Source organism: Streptomyces griseoviridis, from assembly GCF_005222485.1.
GTDB lineage: Bacteria > Actinomycetota > Actinomycetes > Streptomycetales > Streptomycetaceae > Streptomyces > Streptomyces hintoniae.
On record NZ_CP029078.1, the window covers coordinates 314,325 to 333,121 of the forward strand.

At 72.5% G+C, this 18,797-nt stretch carries 15 protein-coding genes and 1 pseudogene; 8 read left to right on the forward strand and 8 right to left on the reverse strand.

Annotated elements, in window-relative coordinates; all coding sequences use genetic code 11:
* Positions 1 to 15 precede the first annotated feature (15 nt).
* Positions 16 to 192 (forward strand): hypothetical protein, encoded by a 177-nt coding sequence (locus DDJ31_RS01240; RefSeq protein WP_171480757.1) that lies wholly within the window; start codon positions 16 to 18, stop codon positions 190 to 192.
* Here the strand turns inward: DDJ31_RS01240 and DDJ31_RS01245 are convergent.
* Together DDJ31_RS01245 and DDJ31_RS01250 are read right to left on the reverse strand one after the other, a co-directional pair.
* Positions 183 to 1,127, reverse strand: a complete 945-nt coding sequence (locus DDJ31_RS01245) for a hypothetical protein (RefSeq protein ID WP_127182168.1) — start codon at positions 1,125 to 1,127, stop codon at positions 183 to 185. The two genes, DDJ31_RS01240 and DDJ31_RS01245, sit on opposite strands and share 10 nt — an antisense overlap.
* A 115-nt stretch (positions 1,128 to 1,242) precedes the next feature.
* Positions 1,243 to 2,205 (reverse strand): zinc-binding dehydrogenase, encoded by a 963-nt coding sequence (locus tag DDJ31_RS01250; RefSeq protein ID WP_127182167.1) that lies wholly within the window; start codon positions 2,203 to 2,205, stop codon positions 1,243 to 1,245.
* Between the two features lie 122 nt (positions 2,206 to 2,327).
* On the opposite strand from DDJ31_RS01250, the gene DDJ31_RS01255 reads away from it, so the two are divergent.
* The 7 genes and pseudogenes from DDJ31_RS01255 to DDJ31_RS01285 all read left to right on the forward strand — a co-directional run bounded on the left by DDJ31_RS01255 (position 2,328) and on the right by DDJ31_RS01285 (position 9,670).
* Entirely contained in the window at positions 2,328 to 2,945 is a 618-nt protein-coding gene (locus tag DDJ31_RS01255; RefSeq protein ID WP_127182166.1) for a TetR/AcrR family transcriptional regulator, read from the forward strand.
* 206 nt (positions 2,946 to 3,151) lie between these two features.
* Positions 3,152 to 3,979: an SDR family NAD(P)-dependent oxidoreductase gene (locus DDJ31_RS01260; protein WP_127182165.1), complete on the forward strand. Its 828-nt coding sequence runs from the start codon at positions 3,152 to 3,154 to the stop codon at positions 3,977 to 3,979.
* Positions 3,980 to 4,225: 246 nt separating this feature from the next.
* Positions 4,226 to 5,170: pseudogene (locus DDJ31_RS01265) on the forward strand (family 43 glycosylhydrolase); the annotation flags it as partial.
* A gap of 129 nt (positions 5,171 to 5,299) precedes the next feature.
* Positions 5,300 to 6,634: an ABC transporter substrate-binding protein gene (locus DDJ31_RS01270; RefSeq protein ID WP_127182163.1), complete on the forward strand. Its 1,335-nt coding sequence runs from the start codon at positions 5,300 to 5,302 to the stop codon at positions 6,632 to 6,634.
* A 4-nt stretch (positions 6,635 to 6,638) separates the two neighbouring features.
* Positions 6,639 to 7,571, forward strand: coding sequence for a carbohydrate ABC transporter permease (locus DDJ31_RS01275; protein ID WP_240678323.1), 933 nt, complete (start codon positions 6,639 to 6,641; stop codon positions 7,569 to 7,571).
* Positions 7,568 to 8,500 carry a carbohydrate ABC transporter permease gene (locus DDJ31_RS01280; RefSeq protein WP_127182162.1) on the forward strand — a complete coding sequence of 311 codons (933 nt, stop codon included), beginning with the start codon at positions 7,568 to 7,570 and terminating at the stop codon, positions 8,498 to 8,500. The genes DDJ31_RS01275 and DDJ31_RS01280 overlap by 4 nt, the downstream gene beginning before the upstream one ends.
* 303 nt (positions 8,501 to 8,803) lie before the next feature.
* Positions 8,804 to 9,670 carry an aldo/keto reductase gene (locus DDJ31_RS01285; protein WP_127182161.1) on the forward strand — a complete coding sequence of 289 codons (867 nt, stop codon included), beginning with the start codon at positions 8,804 to 8,806 and terminating at the stop codon, positions 9,668 to 9,670.
* Positions 9,671 to 10,058: 388 nt separating this feature from the next.
* On the opposite strand, the gene DDJ31_RS01290 is transcribed toward DDJ31_RS01285, so the two are convergent.
* The 6 genes from DDJ31_RS01290 to DDJ31_RS01315 form a co-directional block, all read right to left on the reverse strand.
* Positions 10,059 to 12,263: an alpha-galactosidase gene (locus tag DDJ31_RS01290; RefSeq protein ID WP_127182160.1), complete on the reverse strand. Its 2,205-nt coding sequence runs from the start codon at positions 12,261 to 12,263 to the stop codon at positions 10,059 to 10,061.
* A gap of 550 nt (positions 12,264 to 12,813) precedes the next feature.
* Positions 12,814 to 13,782 carry a PfkB family carbohydrate kinase gene (locus tag DDJ31_RS01295; protein ID WP_127182159.1) on the reverse strand — a complete coding sequence of 323 codons (969 nt, stop codon included), beginning with the start codon at positions 13,780 to 13,782 and terminating at the stop codon, positions 12,814 to 12,816.
* On the reverse strand, positions 13,779 to 15,257 hold the full coding sequence (locus DDJ31_RS01300; RefSeq protein WP_127182158.1) for a purine-cytosine permease family protein: 1,479 nt from the start codon (positions 15,255 to 15,257) through the stop codon (positions 13,779 to 13,781). The genes DDJ31_RS01295 and DDJ31_RS01300 overlap by 4 nt, the downstream gene beginning before the upstream one ends.
* Before the next feature lie 95 nt (positions 15,258 to 15,352).
* Entirely contained in the window at positions 15,353 to 16,345 is a 993-nt protein-coding gene (locus DDJ31_RS01305; RefSeq protein ID WP_127182157.1) for an ADP-ribosylglycohydrolase family protein, read from the reverse strand.
* On the reverse strand, positions 16,342 to 17,061 hold the full coding sequence (locus tag DDJ31_RS01310) for a GntR family transcriptional regulator (RefSeq protein ID WP_127182156.1): 720 nt from the start codon (positions 17,059 to 17,061) through the stop codon (positions 16,342 to 16,344). Before DDJ31_RS01310 ends, DDJ31_RS01305 begins: the two co-directional genes overlap by 4 nt.
* A 338-nt stretch (positions 17,062 to 17,399) precedes the next feature.
* On the reverse strand, positions 17,400 to 18,347 hold the full coding sequence (locus DDJ31_RS01315) for an ankyrin repeat domain-containing protein (RefSeq protein WP_127182155.1): 948 nt from the start codon (positions 18,345 to 18,347) through the stop codon (positions 17,400 to 17,402).
* Positions 18,348 to 18,797: the final 450 nt, after the last annotated feature.

An 18,797-nucleotide genomic window follows, 5' to 3' on the forward strand; every position in this document is an offset into this window, starting at 1 on the left:
GTGGGCCTCCAAGCCGTGTTTTGCAGCAGACTGCCGTCGGCGGGCCCGGTCGCCATAGGGAAGAAGACGCAGCACCGCGAGCAGTCCGCGCTGCCGTACCGGCTGGAGCCCTGGTGGGACGCGCGCGAGCCCGGACCCGTACGGGACGGGTCCGGGCTCGGTCGGGCCGGTGGGCGCGCCGCTCAGGCGTAGTAGTGGATGGTGCCGCGCAGGGCGGGCTCGGCCCCCTCGCAGTGCTGGACGAAGGTGGCGGCGAAGGCGGTGACGGCGCCGTCGTCGTCACGGGCGAGCTTGGTGACGGTCAGGGTGCCCGAGGTCTCGTTGCAGCCGCCTGACCCGGACACGTCGAGCCCGGCGACGCCGGGACCGCTGCTCCGCCGCGCCGGGTAGGTGGTGCCCGCCGTGAAGGTCTCGCCGGTGGGCGGGGTCAGCAGGGCGTTCCAGGTCTCCCGCTTGCCCGACACGTCGTAGGAGAGTCCGGTGCCCCAGGGGCGCAGCGAGAAGAGGCTGGTGGCGCCGGTGTGGGTGTTGGTGCGGCCCTGTCCCGGGTAGTCGCCGGGATCGCTGACGTAGCCGAAGGACAGCGGGAGCGCGTGGAACTTGACGACGCCCTTGAGCGCGGGGGCGTCGGCGGCCTCGCAGCGCTGGGTGTAGGTGGCGTCCAGCAGGGTGACGCGTCCCGCGGTGTCCGCCTCGATCTGGTGGACGGAGAACTGCCCGTAGACCTGGTTGCAGCCGCGGGACTGTCCGTCCACGTCGAGTCCCGGGGAGCGGCCGGTCCTGAAGGGCGCCCGCTCGGCGTCGCGGTAGACGCCGGGGCGCAGGGTGTCGCCGCGCGGGGCGGCGAGTTCGACGGTCCACAGGTCGTCGCCCGCGCGGACCTGGAACCGCAGGTCCTCCAGGGTGCCGTCGACGGTGATGGCCGCCGTCGAGGCGGTGAGGGCGACGCTGCCGCCCTGTCCGACCCAGTCGCCCGCCTCGCTGGTGTGGCGGTAGGCGGTGACGGCTCGCGGTGTGCCGTCGGCGGCCGCGGCGGGCTGGGCCAGTCCCGCGGTGAGGCCGAGTGCGGCGGTCACGCAGGTGAGTAAGGCGGCCAGGCCGCGCGGGTGTCTTCCGCGAATACGCATGAGATCGATCCCCCTTGACCGGACGGGAACCTTCCGGAACCCGAACGAGTGTTTGACAACGGTTCAGGACTGTCCCTCCCCCGGACGCGTAAACCACAGGAGTCACGCCCGTCCGCTACGGCATCAGCACCATCCGGCCGAAGACCTCGCCGTCGTCCATCGCCCGGTGCGCCCGCGCCGCCTGGTCGAGGGGCAGCACCTGGTGCACCACGGTCGTCAGCGCGCCCCGGGCGGCGGCGGCGAACTGCGCGGCGCGCAGAGCCCGTCGGTCGGCCGGCGCGACGGTGTCCAGGCTGAACGTGGCGAAGGACAGCGAGGAGCGGAAAGCGGCCATCAGCCGCATGCCGAAGTCGGCCGGCGGCTGCCCGCCGACGGCGCCGACGGCGACCAGCCGGCCGCCGGGCCGCAGCCGGTCGAGGAACGACGGCAGGCCGTCCCCCGCGACGATGTCGAGGACGACGTCGTAGCCGGCCGGGGCGCCGGCGTCGCCCTCGCCCGAGCGGTCGAGCACCCGGGTCGCGCCGAGCCCGCGCAGCCGCTCGCCGCGTGCGGGCGACGACGTCGTGACCGCGACCTCCGACGCGCCGCCGCGGGCCGCGAGCTGCACCGCCAGCACACCGATGCCGCCGGCCGCGCCCCGCACCAGGACCGCGTCACCGGGGGCGAAGCGGGCGTGGGCGAGGCCGAAGTGGGCGACGGCGCCCGCGCTTCCGATGCTCACCGCGTCGACGGCCGACAGGTCGGCGGGCAGCTCCACGATGTCCTCGACGGAGGCCACGGCCCGCTCGACGCAGCCGCCGCCGGTGCCGGTGAACCCCCACACCCGGCGCCCGGTCCACGCCGGGTCGACGCCCGCGCCGACCGCGTGGACGGTGCCCGCCACCTCGCTGCCCGGGACATGCCCCTCGGTGAACCCGTAGGCGGCCAGGGCGCCGCTGCGGATCAGGGTGTCGACACCGCCGACGCCGATCGCCTCGGTGGCGATCACCACCTGTCCGGCGGCGGGTTCGGGGGCCGGCAGTTCGACGACGGCCAGCCCTTCGGGACCGCCGTACGCCTGGATCACGATCGCCTTCATGTCTGTCTCCCGCTCTCTCGCTCACACCGTCCGCGTGACCTGCCGCTCCCCCGCCACCCGGCCCCGCGCTCGCCTCCCGGACGGTAACGGACGCCCCCGTCCGCTTCGCTAAAGTGAGAGCGGTGACCGACCGTTTGCCTCAGGGGCTGCGCTCCGACGCGCTCGACAACCGCGCCCGCATCCTCGACGCGGCCCGCGCCCTGTTCTCCACCGAGGGCCTTGACGTGCCGATGCGGGAGATCGCCCGGCGCGCGGGCGTCGGCCCCGCCACCCTGTACCGCCGCTTCCCCACCAAACAGGCGCTGGTGACGGAGGCGTTCGAGGACCAGTTGCACGCGTGCCGCACGATCGTGGACGAGGGGGCGGCCGATCCCGACCCCTGGCGCGGCTTCTGTCTGGTGATCGAGCGGATCTGCGCCCTGCACGCGCGCGACCGCGGCTTCACGGAGGCGTTCGTGTCGGCGTTCCCCGGTGCGAAGGACATCGCGGCCGAGCGGGCCCGTACCGTGCGGGCCGTCGCCGAACTGGCCCGCCGCGCCCAGGAGACCGGGCGGCTGCGGGCGGACTTCGTCCTGGACGACCTGATCCTGGTCCTGATGGCCAACCGGGGCATCCACGCCACCTCGCCCGCCCATCAGCTCATGGCGTCACGCCGGTTCGCGACGCTCCTCATCCAGGCGTTCGAAGCCGGTCCCGACACCGCGCCCCTGCCCCCGGCGGCGCCGCTGACGAACGGATAGGGCAGATAAGAGGATATTGACAGGATCAGCCATGTCTGTCCGTGGCCGTCAGCCGGAGCGTAGGCTGTCGACCGCGCACCGTCCCGCACCCGGCAGTTCCCGCTTCCCACCGGCTCGCACACCGCCTCCCGCCCGCACCGTCACCGCCTCCCCGCACGTCGGAACGGATCGCGTCACCTCGGACCGCCTCGGCCACGGAGAGACAGATGCAGCAGGTCAAGACCATCGTCATCACGGGTGCGAGTGACGGCATCGGGGCCGCGGCGGCCCGCAGGCTGCACCGGACCGGCCACCGCGTGGTGGTCGTCGGCCGCTCCCCGGAGAAGACCGGGGCGATCGCGCGGGAGATCGGCGCGGAGTCCCAGGTCGCCGACTTCGCCCGCCTCGACGACGTCCGCGGGCTCGCCGCCGAGCTGCTCGCCGCCTGTCCGCGCATCGACGTCCTCGCCAACAACGCCGGCGGGATCTTCGGGTCCCGCACCAGGACCGTCGACGGGTTCGAGCGGACGTTCCAGGTCAACCACCTGGCGCCGTTCCTGCTGACCCGGCTCCTGATGGACCGGCTGGTGGCGAGCGGGGCGTCGGTGATCCAGACGTCGAGCGTGGGCGCCCGGCTGACCGGCAGGGTCGACCTGGACGACCTCCAGCACGAACGGGACTTCGGCGCGGTCCGGGCGTACGGCACCACCAAGCTGGAGAACATCCTGTTCACCGCGGAATTGCACCGCCGCTACCACGCGCGGGGCGTGTCGGCGGCGGCCTTCCATCCGGGCAGCGTCGCGAGCGGATTCGGCAGCGGCTCCGGCAGTTTCGTCCAGCACGTCATGGGGAGCCCCGTCGTCCGGGCCTTCCTGGCCTCCCCGGAGAAGGGCTGCGAACAGCTCGTCCGGCTCGCCGAGGGGACCCCCGGTGTCGACTGGGAGTCCGGCGCGTACTACGAGAAGGGCAGACCGGCCCGCCGCACCAACCCGCAGGCCGGGGACGCCGCGTTGGCGCGCGGACTCTGGGAGCGCTCCGAGGACCTGCTCGCCTGACAGGGGCGCGACCGGACCGGCCGGGTGGACCGGATCGCCGGCCGACTGCCGCCGAGGACCCACGAGATCGCGCGCGGGGAGACGCCCTCGGGTTCAGCCACCTCGACACAGGTCCCACCTCTTCCTGCTTAGTAAACGATTGCTGGCATTGCCATCATGTGACAGCGCGATGTCTTGACGTCACTGGTGAGCGGCCCCAAAGTACGTAGACAACGATTTCTATCCGAGCCGTCGCGAGGCAGACGTATGCAGCAGATCATCAACGGGACGCAGTTCACGGACACCGACGGCAACCCCGTGCACGCCCACGGCGGCGGCCTGGTGGAGGCAGACGGTTTCCACTACTGGTTCGGGGAGGACCGCCACCCGGACAACACCTTCAGGTCGGTCCTCGCCTACCGCTCCGTCGATCTGGTGACCTGGGAGTTCCGCGGCCCGGTGCTGACCCAGGAGTCCGACCCCGAGCTGCGGGACGCCAACATCGAGCGCCCCAAGGTGATCCGCAACCCGGTCACCGGGCAGTTCGTCCTGTGGATGCACAAGGAGGCGGTGGGGCACTACCGGGAGGCGCGCGCGGCGGTCGCCGTCAGCGACACCCCCGACGGCCCCTACACCTACCGGGGCAGCTTCCGCCCGCTCGGCCACATGTCCCGCGACCTCACCGTCCACCGCGACACCGATGGCACGGGCTATCTGATCTCCGCCGCCAACGACAACGAGGACCTGCACGTCTACCGGCTCACGGACGACTACCTCGGCGCCGCCGAGCTGGTGCGCGTCCTGTGGGCGGGCCTCTCCCGGGAGGCTCCCGCCGTCTTCCGGCGGGGCGGCGTGTACTTCCTGCTCACCTCCGGCTGCTCCGGCTGGCGGCCCAACCAGCAGCGGTACGCGACGGCGGACGCGATCGACGGCGAGTGGAGCGAGCTGCGCGACTTCGGTGACGCCACCACCTACGCGTCGCAGACCGCGTACGCCCTGGCCGTGCCGCGCGCCGGCGGCGCGGGGGCCGGGGCGGATTCCGGGGACGGCGCGGGCGTCGACCACCTCTACCTGGGCGACCGTTGGGCCGCCAACTGGGACGAGCCGGTGAACGCGTCCCGGTACGTGTGGCTGCCGCTGACCTTCCCGACGCCGCGGACCCTGTCGATGGCGTGGTCCGACAAGGTCGCCATCGACGTCACGGACGGCACGGCCCGCCCCCTCTGACGCATCATCACATCCGGACGGCGACGGGTGCGCGGCCGGGTCCCGGACAACCGTTTCCCCCTCCCTCGTCCCCCCTTTCACCTCCCCTGCTTTTCCTCACCTAGGAGCGGTTCCATGAACGGCAAGCGAGTCAGAGTGCTGTCGGCCACCTCGGTGGTGCTGTCGGTCGTCGCCCTGGCCGGCTGCGGCGGCAGCGGCGACGAGGGCACCAAGGCGTCGGGGCCCGTCACCGTCGAGTGGTGGTCCTGGGACGAGTCCAAGACCACCCAGCCGGTGGCCGACAAGTTCAACGCCACCCACGACGACGTCAAGATCAAGCTCGTCAAGCAGGCCGACAACGTCGGCACCGCGCAGAACGTGCGCAACGTGGTGGCGTCCGGCAAGAACGTGCCCTGCCTGGTGAAGAACTTCGGCGAGGTGCCCGGCCTCGCGGGTGAGGGCCTGCTCAGCGACGTCACCGACGCCCTCCAGCCCTACCTCAAGAAGAAGGCCTTCACCGAGGCGGCCCTTCCGGCCGTGCGGGCCGGCGGCCGCTACTATGCCGTGCCGACCGGCTTCACCCCGCAGTTCATGATCATCAACAAGTCGGTCTACGACGCGTACGGCATCGCCGCCCCCAAGACCTGGGACGAACTGATAGACGCCGGAAAGAAGTTGAAGAAGCACGGCGTCTACGTGATGAACCTGGCGGGTGAGGACCCCTCGACGCTGGTGAACCTCGTCCAGCAGGCGAACGGCAGTTGGTACCGGCAGGACGGCGACTCCTGGAAGGTCGACTTCCTGTCCCCCGAGTCCCTGGAGGCGGCGGACATCGTGCAGCGGCTGGTCGACAACGACCTGGTCGCCAACCAGACGTACCAGGACCGGCCCGCGCTGATCAGCTACTTCGACTCCGGGAAGATGGTCTCGCTGCCCACCTCCACCTGGCAGTTGGGCACCTACGAACTCAACTACAAGAAGTCGCTGGGCGACTGGCAGCCCATCGACCTGCCGCAGTTCGCCGGCGCGTCCGCCTTCACCACGCCCGGTCACAGCGTCAACAGCGGGCTGATCGTGCCGAAGGGCTGCGCCCATGTGAAGGAGGCCGTCGAGGCCGGGGTGTGGATGAACACCACCAAGGAGGCCGTCGACGCCACCTACCAGAAGGACACCAAGCAGTACAGCTGGCCCGGCGCCATCCCCGACCCGTCGCCGTGGGTGGCGTCCACCGTGCCCGACAAGCTGTTCGGGAAGGACCGGGACCAGGCCAGGGGCGTGATCCTGAAGGCCGTCGCGGGGGCCAAGGACACCTGGACCGTCGGCCCGAACTACACCGGCGTCTTCGCGGAGCTCCAGGACGAGTGGGCCAAGATCGTCACCAAGAAGATCACGGTGAAGGCCGCCCTCGCACATCTCCAGGAGTTCACGGTCAAGGACCTGAAGTCGAAGAACATCAACGTCGAGGGCTGATCCGATGGCCCTTCCCACCCACCCGCAGGCCCGCATCCCGCGCCTGGGCTGGCAGCGCGTCATGGCGCTCAAGGGCGCCTCCCTCACCGTCCCCTTCTTTCTCGGGTTCGCCCTGTTCACCGTGGTCCCGATGGCCATGGCGCTCAAGGAGAGCCTGTACGCCGAGAAGGGGTCGGGCCTCGGATTCGGCGCGAAGACGGTCGAGTTCGTCGGCTTCGACAACGTCGCCGAGGGGTTCGCGGACGGACGGTTCTGGGCGTCGATGCTGCGCGTCGCCCTCTTCGCGGTGATCAGCATCCCGCTGATCCAGGTGGTCAGCATCGGTCTCGCGCTGCTGCTCGACGCCGCCGCGCAGCGGGTCGCGGACCGCTTCCGCATCCCGCTGCTGCTGCCCTACATGATTCCCGGCATCGTCGCGACGCTCATCTGGATCTACCTGTACAGCCCGGCGGTCGGCCCGCTCACGCCGTTCTTCCATCTCTTCGGCGTCGACGCCGACTTCTACAGCGGCGACCTGGTCTGGGTGTCCATCGGCAACCTGATGGCCTGGAGCGGCATCGGCTTCAACATGCTGATCGTGTACGCCGCGCTGCGCTCCGTCGACGAGAGCGTCTACGACGCCGCCCGCATCGACGGCGCCTCGGAGCTGCGGATCGCCTGGTCCATCAAGGTTCCGCTGGTGCGGCGTTCGCTGGTGCTCACCACGGTGCTGAGCATCATCGGCACCCTCCAGATCTTCAGCGACACCATGCTCTTCAAGTCGATGGCCCCGGAGACGATCACCCGCGACTTCACGCCGATCATGGCGATCTACGACTGGGCGTTCCAGCAGGGTGACTTCGCGTACGCGTCGGCGCTGTCGATCGTTCTCGCGCTGGTCGTCGGCACCGCCTCGGCGATCTTCTACCGGCTCACGAACAAGGCGCCCACCTCATGACCACGATCCTGGAGAAGTCCACGCCGCCCGTACCGCCCTCCCCCGCCGTCCGCCGCAGGGCGAGCGGCCGGGGCGGCGACGGCCCCACCCGGCACAGCCGGCGCACCAAGGCCCTGGTCCTCGGCGGTCTGGTGTTCTTCACCCTCTACTCGCTGGCCCCGATCTGGTGGCTGGTCGTCTCCGCGACCAAGAACCAGTCGGACCTGTACACCACCAACGGGCTCTGGTTCTCGGACTTCCATTTCACCGACAACCTGCGGCAGTTGTTCACCTACCAGGACGGCATCTTCCTCAAGTGGCTCTGGAACACGGTGTTCTACGGCGTCGTCGGCACGGTGGGGATGACCGTGGTCTGCGTCGCCTGCGGGTACGCCCTGGCGATGTACCGGTTCCGGGGGCGCAGTGTCCTCATGGGCTGCGTCATCGGCTCGTTCCTGGTGCCGCACGCGCTGCTGACCATCCCGTCGTTCCTGCTCTACACGGACCTGCGGATGGTGGACACCCCGTGGGCGATCATCGTGCCGAGCTTCTTCAACGCCTTCTCGGTCTATCTCGCGAAGGTGTACGCGGAGGGCGCGATCCCGCCCGAACTGCTGGAGGCCGCCCGGATCGACGGGGCCGGCGAGTACCGCATCTTCCTCACGGTCGGCGCCCGGCTGATGTCCACCGGCGCGGCGACGATCTTCCTGCTGGGCTTCGTCGGCTCCTGGAACTCGTTCTTCGGGCCGCTGGTGTTCCTGCGCACGCCGGAGAAGTGGACCGTCATGGTCGGCCTGTACTCGTGGCTGAAGGTCAAGGTCGACAACTCCGCCGACCTGACCGGGATGGTCGTCGTCGGGTCGCTGATCTCGCTGATCCCGATGGTGGCCCTGATGATCTCCATGCAGCGGTACTGGCGCTCGGGCGTCACGCTCGGCAGCCTCAAGTGAGGACCGCCCGGCCCCGGGGCGGGCACCGGCAGCGGCCGTCGCCCCGGTCCCGCGGGCGAGGGCCGAGGGCGTCGCGCTGAATAGGTTTGCTGTTTGGCGTATCGCCTTCCCAGGTGCCCTCTTCCGAGGCGCCGCCTTCCCCGGCGTCACCGTGCCGGGCGAGGTGCCGCCTTCTCCGCCGTCACCGTGCCGGGCTTCGCCTCCGCCGGCCGGTGCCTCCGCCCGCGCGGACGCGGCGCACCGTTGGGCCGTGACGGGCGCGTCGCGTCCTCGGCCCGGCCGGGGGCGTAGTAGGAGATTCCCATGGAATCGAATCAGCGTCCCGCCCAGGCGGCGGGCACCTACACCCTCGGCGGCGATCTGCCGGTCACCCGGCTCGGCTTCGGCTCGATGCAACTGCCCGGCCCCGGCGTCTGGGGAGCCCCCAAGGACCCGGACGCGGCCGTCCAGGTGCTGCGCCGGGCCGTCGACCTCGGGGTGAACTTCATCGACACCGCCGACTCCTACGGCCCCGCGGTCGCCGAGCCGCTCATCAAGAAGGCCCTGCACCCCTACCCGGAGGGCGTGGTCGTCGCGACCAAGGCCGGTCTCACCCGGCAGGGTCCCGACCAGTGGCTTCCGGTGGGCAGGCCCGAGTATCTGCGCCAGCAGGCGGAGATGAGCCTGCGCATCCTCGGCCTCGACCGCATCGGCCTGTTCCAGTTGCACCGCATCGACCCCAAGGTGCCCGTCGAGGAGCAGCTCGGGGTGCTCAAGGACCTGCGCGACGAAGGCAAGATCCGCCACATCGGGCTCTCCGAGGTCTCCGTGGACGACGTCGAGACGGCGCGCGGCATCGTGGAGATCGTCTCGGTGCAGAACCTGTTCAACCTCGCCGATCGCACGGCCGAGCCGCTCCTCGACTATGCGACCGAGCACGGCATCGGCTTCATCCCCTGGTTCCCGCTGGCCACCGGCAAACTCGCCCGCGAGGACAGCCCGTTGGCGGAACTGGCGACGCAGCACGGCGCGTCCGCCTCCCAACTCGCCCTGGCCTGGCTCCTCAAGAGGTCACCGGCGATGCTCCCGATCCCGGGAACGTCGTCCGTGGCGCACCTGGAGGACAATGTGCGGGCCGCCGAGATCACCCTCACCGACGACGAGTTCGACGCTCTCTCGGGGGCGGTGTAGCCCCTGCGGCCCCCGTCCCGGGGGGCGCCGCCGACCGAGAGGACGGCGGCCGGGTGACGGCGCACGTGTGACGGCACACGTGTGACGCCGCCCGAGTGACGGCGGCCAGGCCGCGCGGGACGGTTTTCGCTCTCCCGCGCGGCCTGTTCGACGCACGGCACGTCCTCCGCGCGCCGCGTCCCGGGGAGTCCCGGCGCGACTCGGGAAGCCTCGGCGGAACCTGGTGCGTCTCGGCGCGGGCCACATCCACGTGGCCCGCCCCACCCTGCCGGGACCCACCCCGCCCGCGCCCTCCCCGCCCGCGCCCTCCCCGTCCGCACGCACCCCGTCCGCACCCATCGCGGCTTGGCGCCCTCGGCGCGATCCCTCGCCCCGGCTCTCGCGCCCCTCAGCCGACCCCCGCCTCGAAGGCGATCAGCGCGGCCGAGTGGTCCGCCGGCAGCGTCGCGTGCAGGGTGCGGCCCGTCTCGTCCCAGTCGAGGGCGACGCCTGGGCCCGCCTCGAACAGCACGTCGGCGCGGTGCCCCCGGGGCAGCCAGGGCAGCGGGACCGTCATGGATTCCGGGGCTCCGTCGCGGCGCCAGAGGGCCAGCAGGGTGCGCCCGTCGGCCAGCGTGAGCGCGAGGGCGAGCTGCCCGTCGCGCCAGCCGGGGAAGCCGAGCGGCCAGTGCGGAAGGGCGGTCGGCAGCAGCTCCCGGTACGCCTTGTAGGTGTCCAACGCCCGCCGTACCACGTTGAGCTGACTTTTCGTCAGCAGATCAGGTCGGCCGCTCAGGTGGACGCGGCCGAGCAGCGCCGACACCATCACCGTGCCGAGTTCCGCCTCCGTCTGCTCGGGCAGCGGGTACGCCCAGATCGCCCCCTGCTCCGGGGTGACCGCGGACGGCGCCGCCGCGGCGATGGCGGGCAGCAGCCTGAAGTCCTGCTGGTCGGTGACGGAGTGGATCGGCAGCCGGGAGAGGATCGCGTGGTCGGTGCGGCTGCCGCCCGCCGCGCAGCTCTCGACCACCAGCTCGGGATGCCGGTCGAGGAGGCCGTCGAGCCAGTCGAGGTAGGCCCGGTTGTGGCCGAGGAGACCGGCGCCTGGGCTGTCGGTGCCGTCCGGTCCGTCGGTGCCCGCACCGATGTCGATGTTGTAGTCGAGCTTGAGGTAGCCGACGCCGTACTCCTCGACGAGCCGGTCGACGACGGCGTCCAGATGGCCGCGGGCCGCCGGGTGGCGCAGGTCGAGCTGGTGGCGGCCCCACTCCGTCAGCCGCTGTCCGTCCCTGCGGAAGAACGCCTCGTCGGGCAGGGTGGCGGCGAGCGGGCTGCGGACGCCGACGACCTCGGGTTCCAGCCACAGGCCGGGCACCATGCCCGCGCCGCGCACCCGGTCCATCACCTCGATGAGACCGCCGGGGAAGCGGGTCGGCGACTCCCGCCACTCCCCCACGGCGTCCCACCAGCCGGGCACACCGCCGGGGTCCACGGTGCCGGGCGGTTCGGCGTCGTACCAGCCCGCGTCGACGCAGAAGTACTCGGCGCCCGCCTCGGCCGCCGCGTCGACGAGCGGCAGCAGCGCCTCGGTGCTCGGCTCGCCCATCAGGCTGTTCATGAAGTCGTTGAAGACGACGGGGAGTCGCTGGTGGTCGGGGTGCGGGCGGCGGGTGGACCTGCGGTGGTCGGTCATCGCCCGGAGCGCGGCCTCGCAGCCGCCGCCGGTAACGAGCGCGACGGCGGCCGGGACGGTCCGGAAGGAGTCGCCGGGAGCGAGCCGCTCGCGCCACTGGTGTTCGCGGTCGGTCGGCCCTGCCAGCGCGAGGTAGACGTCGCCGAGGCGGTCGCCCAACTCGGCGTGCCAGGAGCCGTTGTGCTCGATCTGCCAGAGCAGGGCGCGGCCGGTCTCGGTCTCCTCCAGGCATCCGGTCGGCAGGTACTCGGACGACGACCAGGAACCGGCGCTGGTCACGGCGACCCGGTTCTTCGAGCCGGTCTGCCCGAAGGGCACCATGCCGACGTCGTGGAGGCCGCGCTCGGCGAGGGTCGCCCGCGCCCAACGGAACTCGCCGCTCCAGGGGTTGGCGGCGAGCCACAGCGCGAGCCCGTCCTCCCAACACTGGTCGTCGGGCAGTCGCCGGGCGAGGTTCGCCAGGGCGAAGGAGGAAACGTATTCGAGGGTGACGGCGGTGTCGCCGGTGTTCTCCACGACGGCCTCGGAGGCGACGACGGGCGTCCCGGGGCGGAGCGTGTAGCGGGCGGTGACGCGCAGGCCGGCGCGCTCGTCGGCCATCGTCACGGCCAGGGTGCGTACGAGCCCGCCGGTCGGGTCCGTCCCGTCGCGCTCCGTGTGGCCCGTGTAGCGCAGCCCGCGGGCCGCGGCGCCGTCGACATGCCGTTTGCCCGAGGTGCCCAGTCTGCCGCCGCCCGCGGTCTGGACCTCGACCAGGGGCAAGGCCCGGTGCGCGAGCAGGGCGCACCGTTCGGGCTCGCGCTCCGGATCGGGCAGGGCGGCGTCCTCCCCCACCGCGAGCAGCCGGGGCGGACCCGCCGGGTCGAGGGAGATCAGCAGGGCCAGCGCGTCGGTTCCCCAGCGCAGATGGGAGAGGGGCATGGAGGCGGCTCCGACCGGGAGAGGATAGTAAACGTTTACAAGGCCGGTACGGTAGTTCGTGCCCTGGGGGAGCCGCAAGGAGTGGCGGACGCGATCGACGGCCCGCTGCCGGCCCCGTGAGACCTGTGGGAGGACGCGGTCGTGCCCGGTCGGGGCATCACGTCACGGTGTGGTTGAACTCGGGTGGTGACGCGGCGACTTCGACGGGAACGGCTCTCCGGTGTCGTGGGGGGGCGGAGGCGGGCCGCCTCCGCCTCGACTCCGACAGCGGCCCAAGCGCCGCGCCGCCTCGCCGGCCCGCCGTCTCGCCAGTCCGCCGAACCGCCGTTCCACCGGCCCGCCGTCTCGCCAGCCCGCCGAACCGCTCTCTCGCCAGCCCGCCGTCTCGGGTCCCCCTCTGGCAGAGGCCCGTCTCGGGTCCCCCGGCCGCACGTTCGGCAGAGGCCCGTCTCGGGTCCCCCCGGCTGCACGTCCCGCAGAGGCACCGGACCGAGGCGTGCGGAGGTGTTTCGCCGTTTCGCCGTCACGCGCCCCGGTCCGGTGCGTCCGGCTACCGGCCGCCGGTTCCGAACAGCGCGCGTGCCAGCGGGTGTTCGCCCAGGAACTCCGCCAGTGCGCGTCGGTCGGGGGCGGTGGCGGGGCCTCGGCGGGCGACCGCGTAGGCCGCCGCCGCGTTGGCGGCCGACGCCGCCGTCAGCGGGTCGTGGCCCTGGCCGAGCAGCGCGAGGAACGCGCCGACGTGCGCGTCACCCGCGCCGTTGCTGTCCACCGCCGCCACCGGGAACCCCGGCACATGGACCGGTGGTCTGCCGGGCGTCGCCAGCCAGCAGCCGTCCTTGTCCGCCCTGACGAGCACACCCGCGCCCGGGGCGAGCCGTTCCCGCAGCGCGGTCGCCGCCGCGCGCGGGTCGTCGAGCCCTGTCATCAGGCGGGCCTCGCGGGCGTTGGCGCTGAGCCAGTCGGTGCGGGCGAGGACCGGGGCGAGGACCGCCTCGGGGATGTCGGCGACCAGCGGCGCCGGGTCGAGGCAGACGGTGATGTCGGTCGGCAGTGCCGCCGTGAAGTCGGCCAGGAGGGGGCCGTTGTCGCGCAGCACCAGTCCGTAGCCGGAGAGTTGGACGAGGTCGCCGGGGCGCAGGGAGGCGGTGACGGCGTCGAGGTCGGCGCGGGTCAGGGTGGCCTCGACGCCGAAGCTGGTGACGAAGGTGCGCTCCCCCTCGCCGTCGACCAGGGCCACGGTGAATCCGGTGTCGCCGTCCGTGCGGGGCGCGAGCAGCGTCGCGATGTCCTCGGCGGCCAGCGCGGCGCGGACCAGGTCGCCGTGCGGGCCGGTGCCGTGCAGACCCGCGAAGACCGCCTCGGTGCCGAGCCGTCCTGCGGCGACCAGGGTGTTGAAGCCGCCGCCCGCGGTCGTCCCGGCGCGGGTCGCGATGACGTCGCCGCCGCGTTCGGGCAGCGCGGGGACCTCGATCACCAGGTCGGCGATGACGTTCCCGGCGAGGATCAGCCGGCCGCTCATCGTCCGGCCCCCTGGAGGCTGGTCGGGGTGGCCGTGCCGCCGTCGCGGGCCGCGGAGCCGGCGCGGGGGCCGAACACCGCGTACACGGCGGCGCCGACGGCCATCGCGACGGCCCAGCCCAGTCCGTTCACGCCGAACCAGGTGTCCGAGAGCGGGCCGGCGAACCAGACGTCGGTGTCGCTGGTCGCCGCCTTGGTGAAGAGCAGACCGGCCACGATCGCGGCGGCCCAGCCGGTGACGGCGGGCAGATGGAAGCCGCCCGCGTACCAGTAGCGACTGGTGCGGGTGGTGTCCATGAGCGCCTCGGAGTCGTAGTCGCGTCCGCGCAGCGAGTCGACCACGATCACGCCGATCCACGCGGAGATGGGGACGGCGAGCAGGGTCAGGAAGGTGGAGAAGGGGCCGTAGAAGTCGTCGGCGATCAGCATGAAGTAGATGCCGCCCGCGAACATCAGGACCACGTCGAGGGCGACCGCTAGGGCGCGGGGCACCCGCAGGCCCAGGGTGATCATCGTCAGCCCGGCCGAGTAGGTGGAGAGGTGGTTGGACATGAGCAGCCCGCCGAAGGCCGCGATGAGGTAGGGGATCGCCATCCAGGACGGCAGCATCGCGTTGATGGCGGCGACCGGATCGGAGGCGGTGGCGAGGCTCGCGTCGCCCGCGGCGAGCAGCGAGCCGAGGGAGATCAGCAGCACGAGGGGGATGCCCGCGCCGAACGCGGAGGCGACGACCAGCCGTCGGCCGGGGATCGCGCGGGGCAGGTAACGGGCGTAATCGGCGCCCGCGTTGGCCCAGCCGATGCCGGTGCCTGCGGCGATGAACCCGATACCCGCGATCACTCCGGTGGTCGGCCCGGCCGAGGTGTGCAGGACGGTGGACCAGTCGACGGTGGCGACGAGGAAGCCCATCACGATCAGGTTGAGGACGCCGAAGACGACGGTGGCCCACTTGTTGATCCACATGATGGTGGCGTGGCCGAGCCCGCTGATCAGCAGGGTGCAGATGATGAAGACGAGCAGGCAGGCGAGGGTGAGCACGGTGTTCTGGGCGACGCCGAACGCGGTGTCGAGCAGGGCGAGCAGCGCGTAGGCCGCGGTGGTCGTGGTGATCGTCTCCCAGCCGACCCGGCTGAGCCAGGTGATGAGGGTCGGTCCCGCGTTGCCCCGCTGCCCGAAGACGGAGCGGGAGAGGGTGAGCGCGGGTGCGCCGCCCTTCTTGCCCGCCATGCTGAGGGCCCCCACCAGCGCGAACGACCCGAAGGAGCCGACGAGCGCGACCAGGCCGGCCTGCCAGATGTTCAGTCCGCGGAACGCGACCAGGGTCGCGCCGAGCGGCAGCCCGAGGATGCTGATGTTGGCGGCGAACCAGGTCCAGAACATCTGGCCCGCCTGGCCGTGCCGTTCGCTGTCGGGGACCGGTTCGATCCCCCGGGTCTCGATGGCGCCGACGCGATCGTTCGTCTTCGAAACGGCCATGACGGAACCTCCTTGCAGGGTGCGGAATGACGGGGATGACAGGGATGACGGAGATGAGGGGCGTGGGGGCGAAGGGTTGCCGGGGGTCGGGTTGTTCAGCGCAGGGCCAGCAGCCGGGTGGTCAGGGGGTGCAGGTCGAGGGAGTTGACGGTGCGCAGGGTCGTGACGGCGTCGGCGGGCAGCGCCGAGAGGCCGGTGACCGAGCCCGCGACGGCGCCGGCGATGGCGCCGATGGTGTCGCTGTCGCCGCCGAGGTTGGCGGCGAGCAGGGCGGCCCGCCAGGGGTCGCCGTCCGCGACGGCGAGCACCGCGAAGGCCGCGGGCACCGACTCCTGGCTGGCGACGCTGGTGCCGACGAGGGCGCAGATCCGGTCGAGGGCGTCGGCCTCGGGGAGGTCCCGCACCAGGTCGCCAGCCCAGACGATGCGGGAGGCGATGTCGGCCCCGGCGATCCAGTGCCCGCGCCTGGCCCCGGCCCGCGCCGCGGTGACGGCCGCGGCGACGGCCTCGGCGAGCGAGCCGCCGTCGACCCCGGTGGAGACGGCCGCGGCGACGGCGGCGGCGCCCGCGATGCCGATCGTCGTGTCATGGGTGACCTGGCAGGACTCCACGACCCGGTCGAGGAATTCGTCGGGCGAGGTGGCGGCCGAGGCGATCCCGACCGGGGTGACGCGCATGGCGGCGCCGTTCGTCGTGCCGTGCCGGCCCGCCTCCCGTGGCGGCACACCGCGCGCGACGGCGTCCAGCGCGGCCTTGGTGGAGGGGCCGAGGAGGTCGAAGGAGCCCTTGGCCTTCATCTCCTTCTCCCAGTCGAGCAGTTCGTGCGCGAGGCGCAACGGGTCGATCCGGCCGCCTCCCTCGTCGAGCAGCCGGCCCACGATGACGGCCTGTTCGGTGTCGTCGGTGACGGAACCGGCGGGCATGCCCGCGCTGACCGGGTTGTCGGGGCGGGCGGGTTCGAAGCCGGTGACGGTGCCGTAGACGCGGACGACGTCCTCGCGGGACATCACCTGGGTGGGCATGCCGAGGGCGTCGCCGAGGGCGAGTCCGTAGAAGGCGCCGAGGGCGCGGTCGAGTCGGTCGTTCACAGTCGGCCTCCTCGGCCCGAGCGGACGTGCAGTTCGAATCTGGTGGGGTCGAGCAGGCTGCTGACGTGCTCGACGACCGAGTTGTCGGCGGCCCGGTAGACCTGAGTGAGGCGCAGGAAGGACTCGCCCCGGGAGCGGTGCAGGACGGCGGCCTCCGTCTCGTCGAGGCCGCGCACCGACACGACGCCCTCTCCCGAGTCGGTGATCCGGCCGGCGGCGACCAGTGCCTGGTTGAGCGAGCCGCCGTCGAGGCCGCGTCGCGGCAGTCCCGCGAGGCTCTCGGTGACCGGGACCCTGCTGTGTTCGAGGGAGACGCCCCGTCCGTCCGGGAGCCGTCTGACCCGGTCGAGGGCGAGGAACGCGGTGGGGCCGAGGCCCAGGGCGGCGGCCAGCTCCGGGTCGGTGACCTCCTCGAAGCGGAGGGTCTCGGTGGTCAGCTCGGTGCCCTGTTCGGCCAGTGCCCGGGTCCAGCCGAGGCGGTTGTCGAGCGGCGTACCGTCGAAGGTGACGAAGGAGCCGATCCCGGCGTGCGTGGCGATCAGCCCTTCCTCGCCGAGGACCTGGAGCGCCTGCCGCAGGGTGGTGCGACTGACGCCGAACCGCTGGGTGAGCGCGTGCTCCCCGGGGAGCCTGCTGCCGTCGGAATGGACCCCGGCGCGAATCTCGTCGGCGAGCACGCGGGCGATGCGATGATGCTTGTGTACCTGTCCAGGCATGTCTAGACAGTAGGTGAACAGCTCCTTCCGGTCCATAGCTGACGGGAAATTCCTGCGCGGAGGGCGACGTCAGCACCACTGTGGGCGGGCGCCGTCGGTGTCAGCCCGCGGGCGCGGTGCCCATACGTCCGGCGGAACGGGCAGGCGGACGCACGCCATCAACGCCTCCGGCGGGACGGGCGGCCGGGGCCGATGCCAGGGCCTCCGACGGGACGGGCCGCCGGGACGATGACGACGCTTCCGCCGGGCCGTGCGGCTTGGGCGAGGCCGACGCTTCCGCCGAGACGGGCGGGCGAGCCGATGCCAACCCTTCCGACGGCCCGCTGTCAGCCCGTCCGTCAGTCCCGATCCGGCAGCATGACCCACAGGTCGGGTGGTCCGACGACCGCGCGGGCGTCCACCGGGCGCAGGCCCGCGTAGGCGCAGGCGTAGGCGATGGCGTTGCCCTGGTACAGGTAGGAGAACAGCGCCTGCTCGGAGGTGTCGCCCTCGTCGATCCCACCCCCGGGGTGGAGGTCCGAGCCGATGATGGAGCCGTCGCGCGCGACGCGGCCCTGATTGCCGCTCTTGGGGTTGGCGTACAGGCCGTAGCAGAGGGTCCCGGCGGACAGCGGGCGCAGCACGCCTGTCCTCTGCGGCGCGTACCCCCAGGGCTGGGTCACCACGCAGCCGCCCGGCACGGACGTCACGCCGACGAGCGGCAGCGTCTCGTCCAGCTCGTGATCCCACGGGTCCTCGACCACGCCGTCCGCGAACTCCCGCGGCGCCGGCGTCGCCTTGAGTCTGCGCACCGCTTCCGCCGCGTCGATCCCGGCGACGCAGGCCAGTCCCGTGCCGTCGTGATGGAAGCTGCCGAGAGCGTCGATGAGGCGCGCGGCCTCCACCGCCGTCGCGCGCTCGGCGTCCGTCAGACGCTCACCGGCCGGCACCGCGAACAGGTCGGGTGTCGGGCCGGCCAGACCGAGCCGGCCCGGCGACCAGCCGCCGATCGACCTGCGCCACGGGTCGGCTCCTGCGGCGGCGAGGGCCAGCGCGTTCTCGGGTCTGCGGTCGACGACGGCCTGCCACAGCGCGGTGACGCCGTCCTCCGTCGCGTCGACGTCCACGACGCGGCGGGCCAGCTCCGCGACGACCTCGGCGGAGCCCCATTGGGCCGCCAGGTGCAGCGGGCGTCCGTGGCCGTACGCCTCCGGATCGGCGCCGGCGTCGAGCCGTCGTCGGATCGCGTCGTGGTCGCGCCAGGTCTCCCAGGTCGTTCCCGCCCAGCCCGTCTCCCCCGCGGTCATCCCGCCCCCTCCGACGACGATACGGCCGACTCCTCGTCAGCCTCAGTCCCCACGCTCGCACACGGGTCTGACAACGCCCCTTCCCCCAGGCGCCCGGTCGGCCGGGGGGCGTAGGGTCCGGCCGGAAGACGGGTCCGCAGCGGGGCTGTTCGGCGCTCACCCAGGAGGCGCCATGCCCGCCGCCGAGACTGTGACGGTCCGTCACGCCGCCGCGCCCGCCGTACCGCCAGAGCCCCGAACCGCACCCCGCCCGCCGTACCGCCAGAGCCCCGAACCGCACCCCGCCCGCCGTACCGCCAGAGCCCCGATCCGCACCCCGCCCTGCCGCATCACCCCCCACCACCAGGGCCGTTGAAGCCCTCGCCGCCACCCCGCGCTCCCCCGCCCGTCCCCCCACGCGCCCGAGATATCTGCGGCACGCATCTTGACCCCCTTCGTCCGGCGGCCTTA

Bases quoted from the DNA above. Each gene is read 5' to 3' on its own strand.
- DDJ31_RS01245 (WP_127182168.1), bottom strand. From the start codon at position 1,127: ATGCGTATTCGCGGAAGACACCCGCGCGGCCTGGCCGCCTTACTCACC.
- DDJ31_RS01250 (WP_127182167.1), bottom strand. From the start codon at position 2,205: ATGAAGGCGATCGTGATCCAGGCGTACGGCGGTCCCGAAGGGCTGGCC.
- DDJ31_RS01260 (WP_127182165.1), top strand. From the start codon at position 3,152: ATGCAGCAGGTCAAGACCATCGTCATCACGGGTGCGAGTGACGGCATC.
- DDJ31_RS01270 (WP_127182163.1), top strand. From the start codon at position 5,300: ATGAACGGCAAGCGAGTCAGAGTGCTGTCGGCCACCTCGGTGGTGCTG.
- DDJ31_RS01275 (WP_240678323.1), top strand. From the start codon at position 6,639: ATGGCCCTTCCCACCCACCCGCAGGCCCGCATCCCGCGCCTGGGCTGG.
- DDJ31_RS01280 (WP_127182162.1), top strand. From the start codon at position 7,568: ATGACCACGATCCTGGAGAAGTCCACGCCGCCCGTACCGCCCTCCCCC.
- DDJ31_RS01285 (WP_127182161.1), top strand. From the start codon at position 8,804: ATGGAATCGAATCAGCGTCCCGCCCAGGCGGCGGGCACCTACACCCTC.
- DDJ31_RS01290 (WP_127182160.1), bottom strand. From the start codon at position 12,263: ATGCCCCTCTCCCATCTGCGCTGGGGAACCGACGCGCTGGCCCTGCTG.
- DDJ31_RS01295 (WP_127182159.1), bottom strand. From the start codon at position 13,782: ATGAGCGGCCGGCTGATCCTCGCCGGGAACGTCATCGCCGACCTGGTG.
- DDJ31_RS01300 (WP_127182158.1), bottom strand. From the start codon at position 15,257: ATGGCCGTTTCGAAGACGAACGATCGCGTCGGCGCCATCGAGACCCGG.
- DDJ31_RS01310 (WP_127182156.1), bottom strand. From the start codon at position 17,061: ATGCCTGGACAGGTACACAAGCATCATCGCATCGCCCGCGTGCTCGCC.
- DDJ31_RS01315 (WP_127182155.1), bottom strand. From the start codon at position 18,347: ATGACCGCGGGGGAGACGGGCTGGGCGGGAACGACCTGGGAGACCTGG.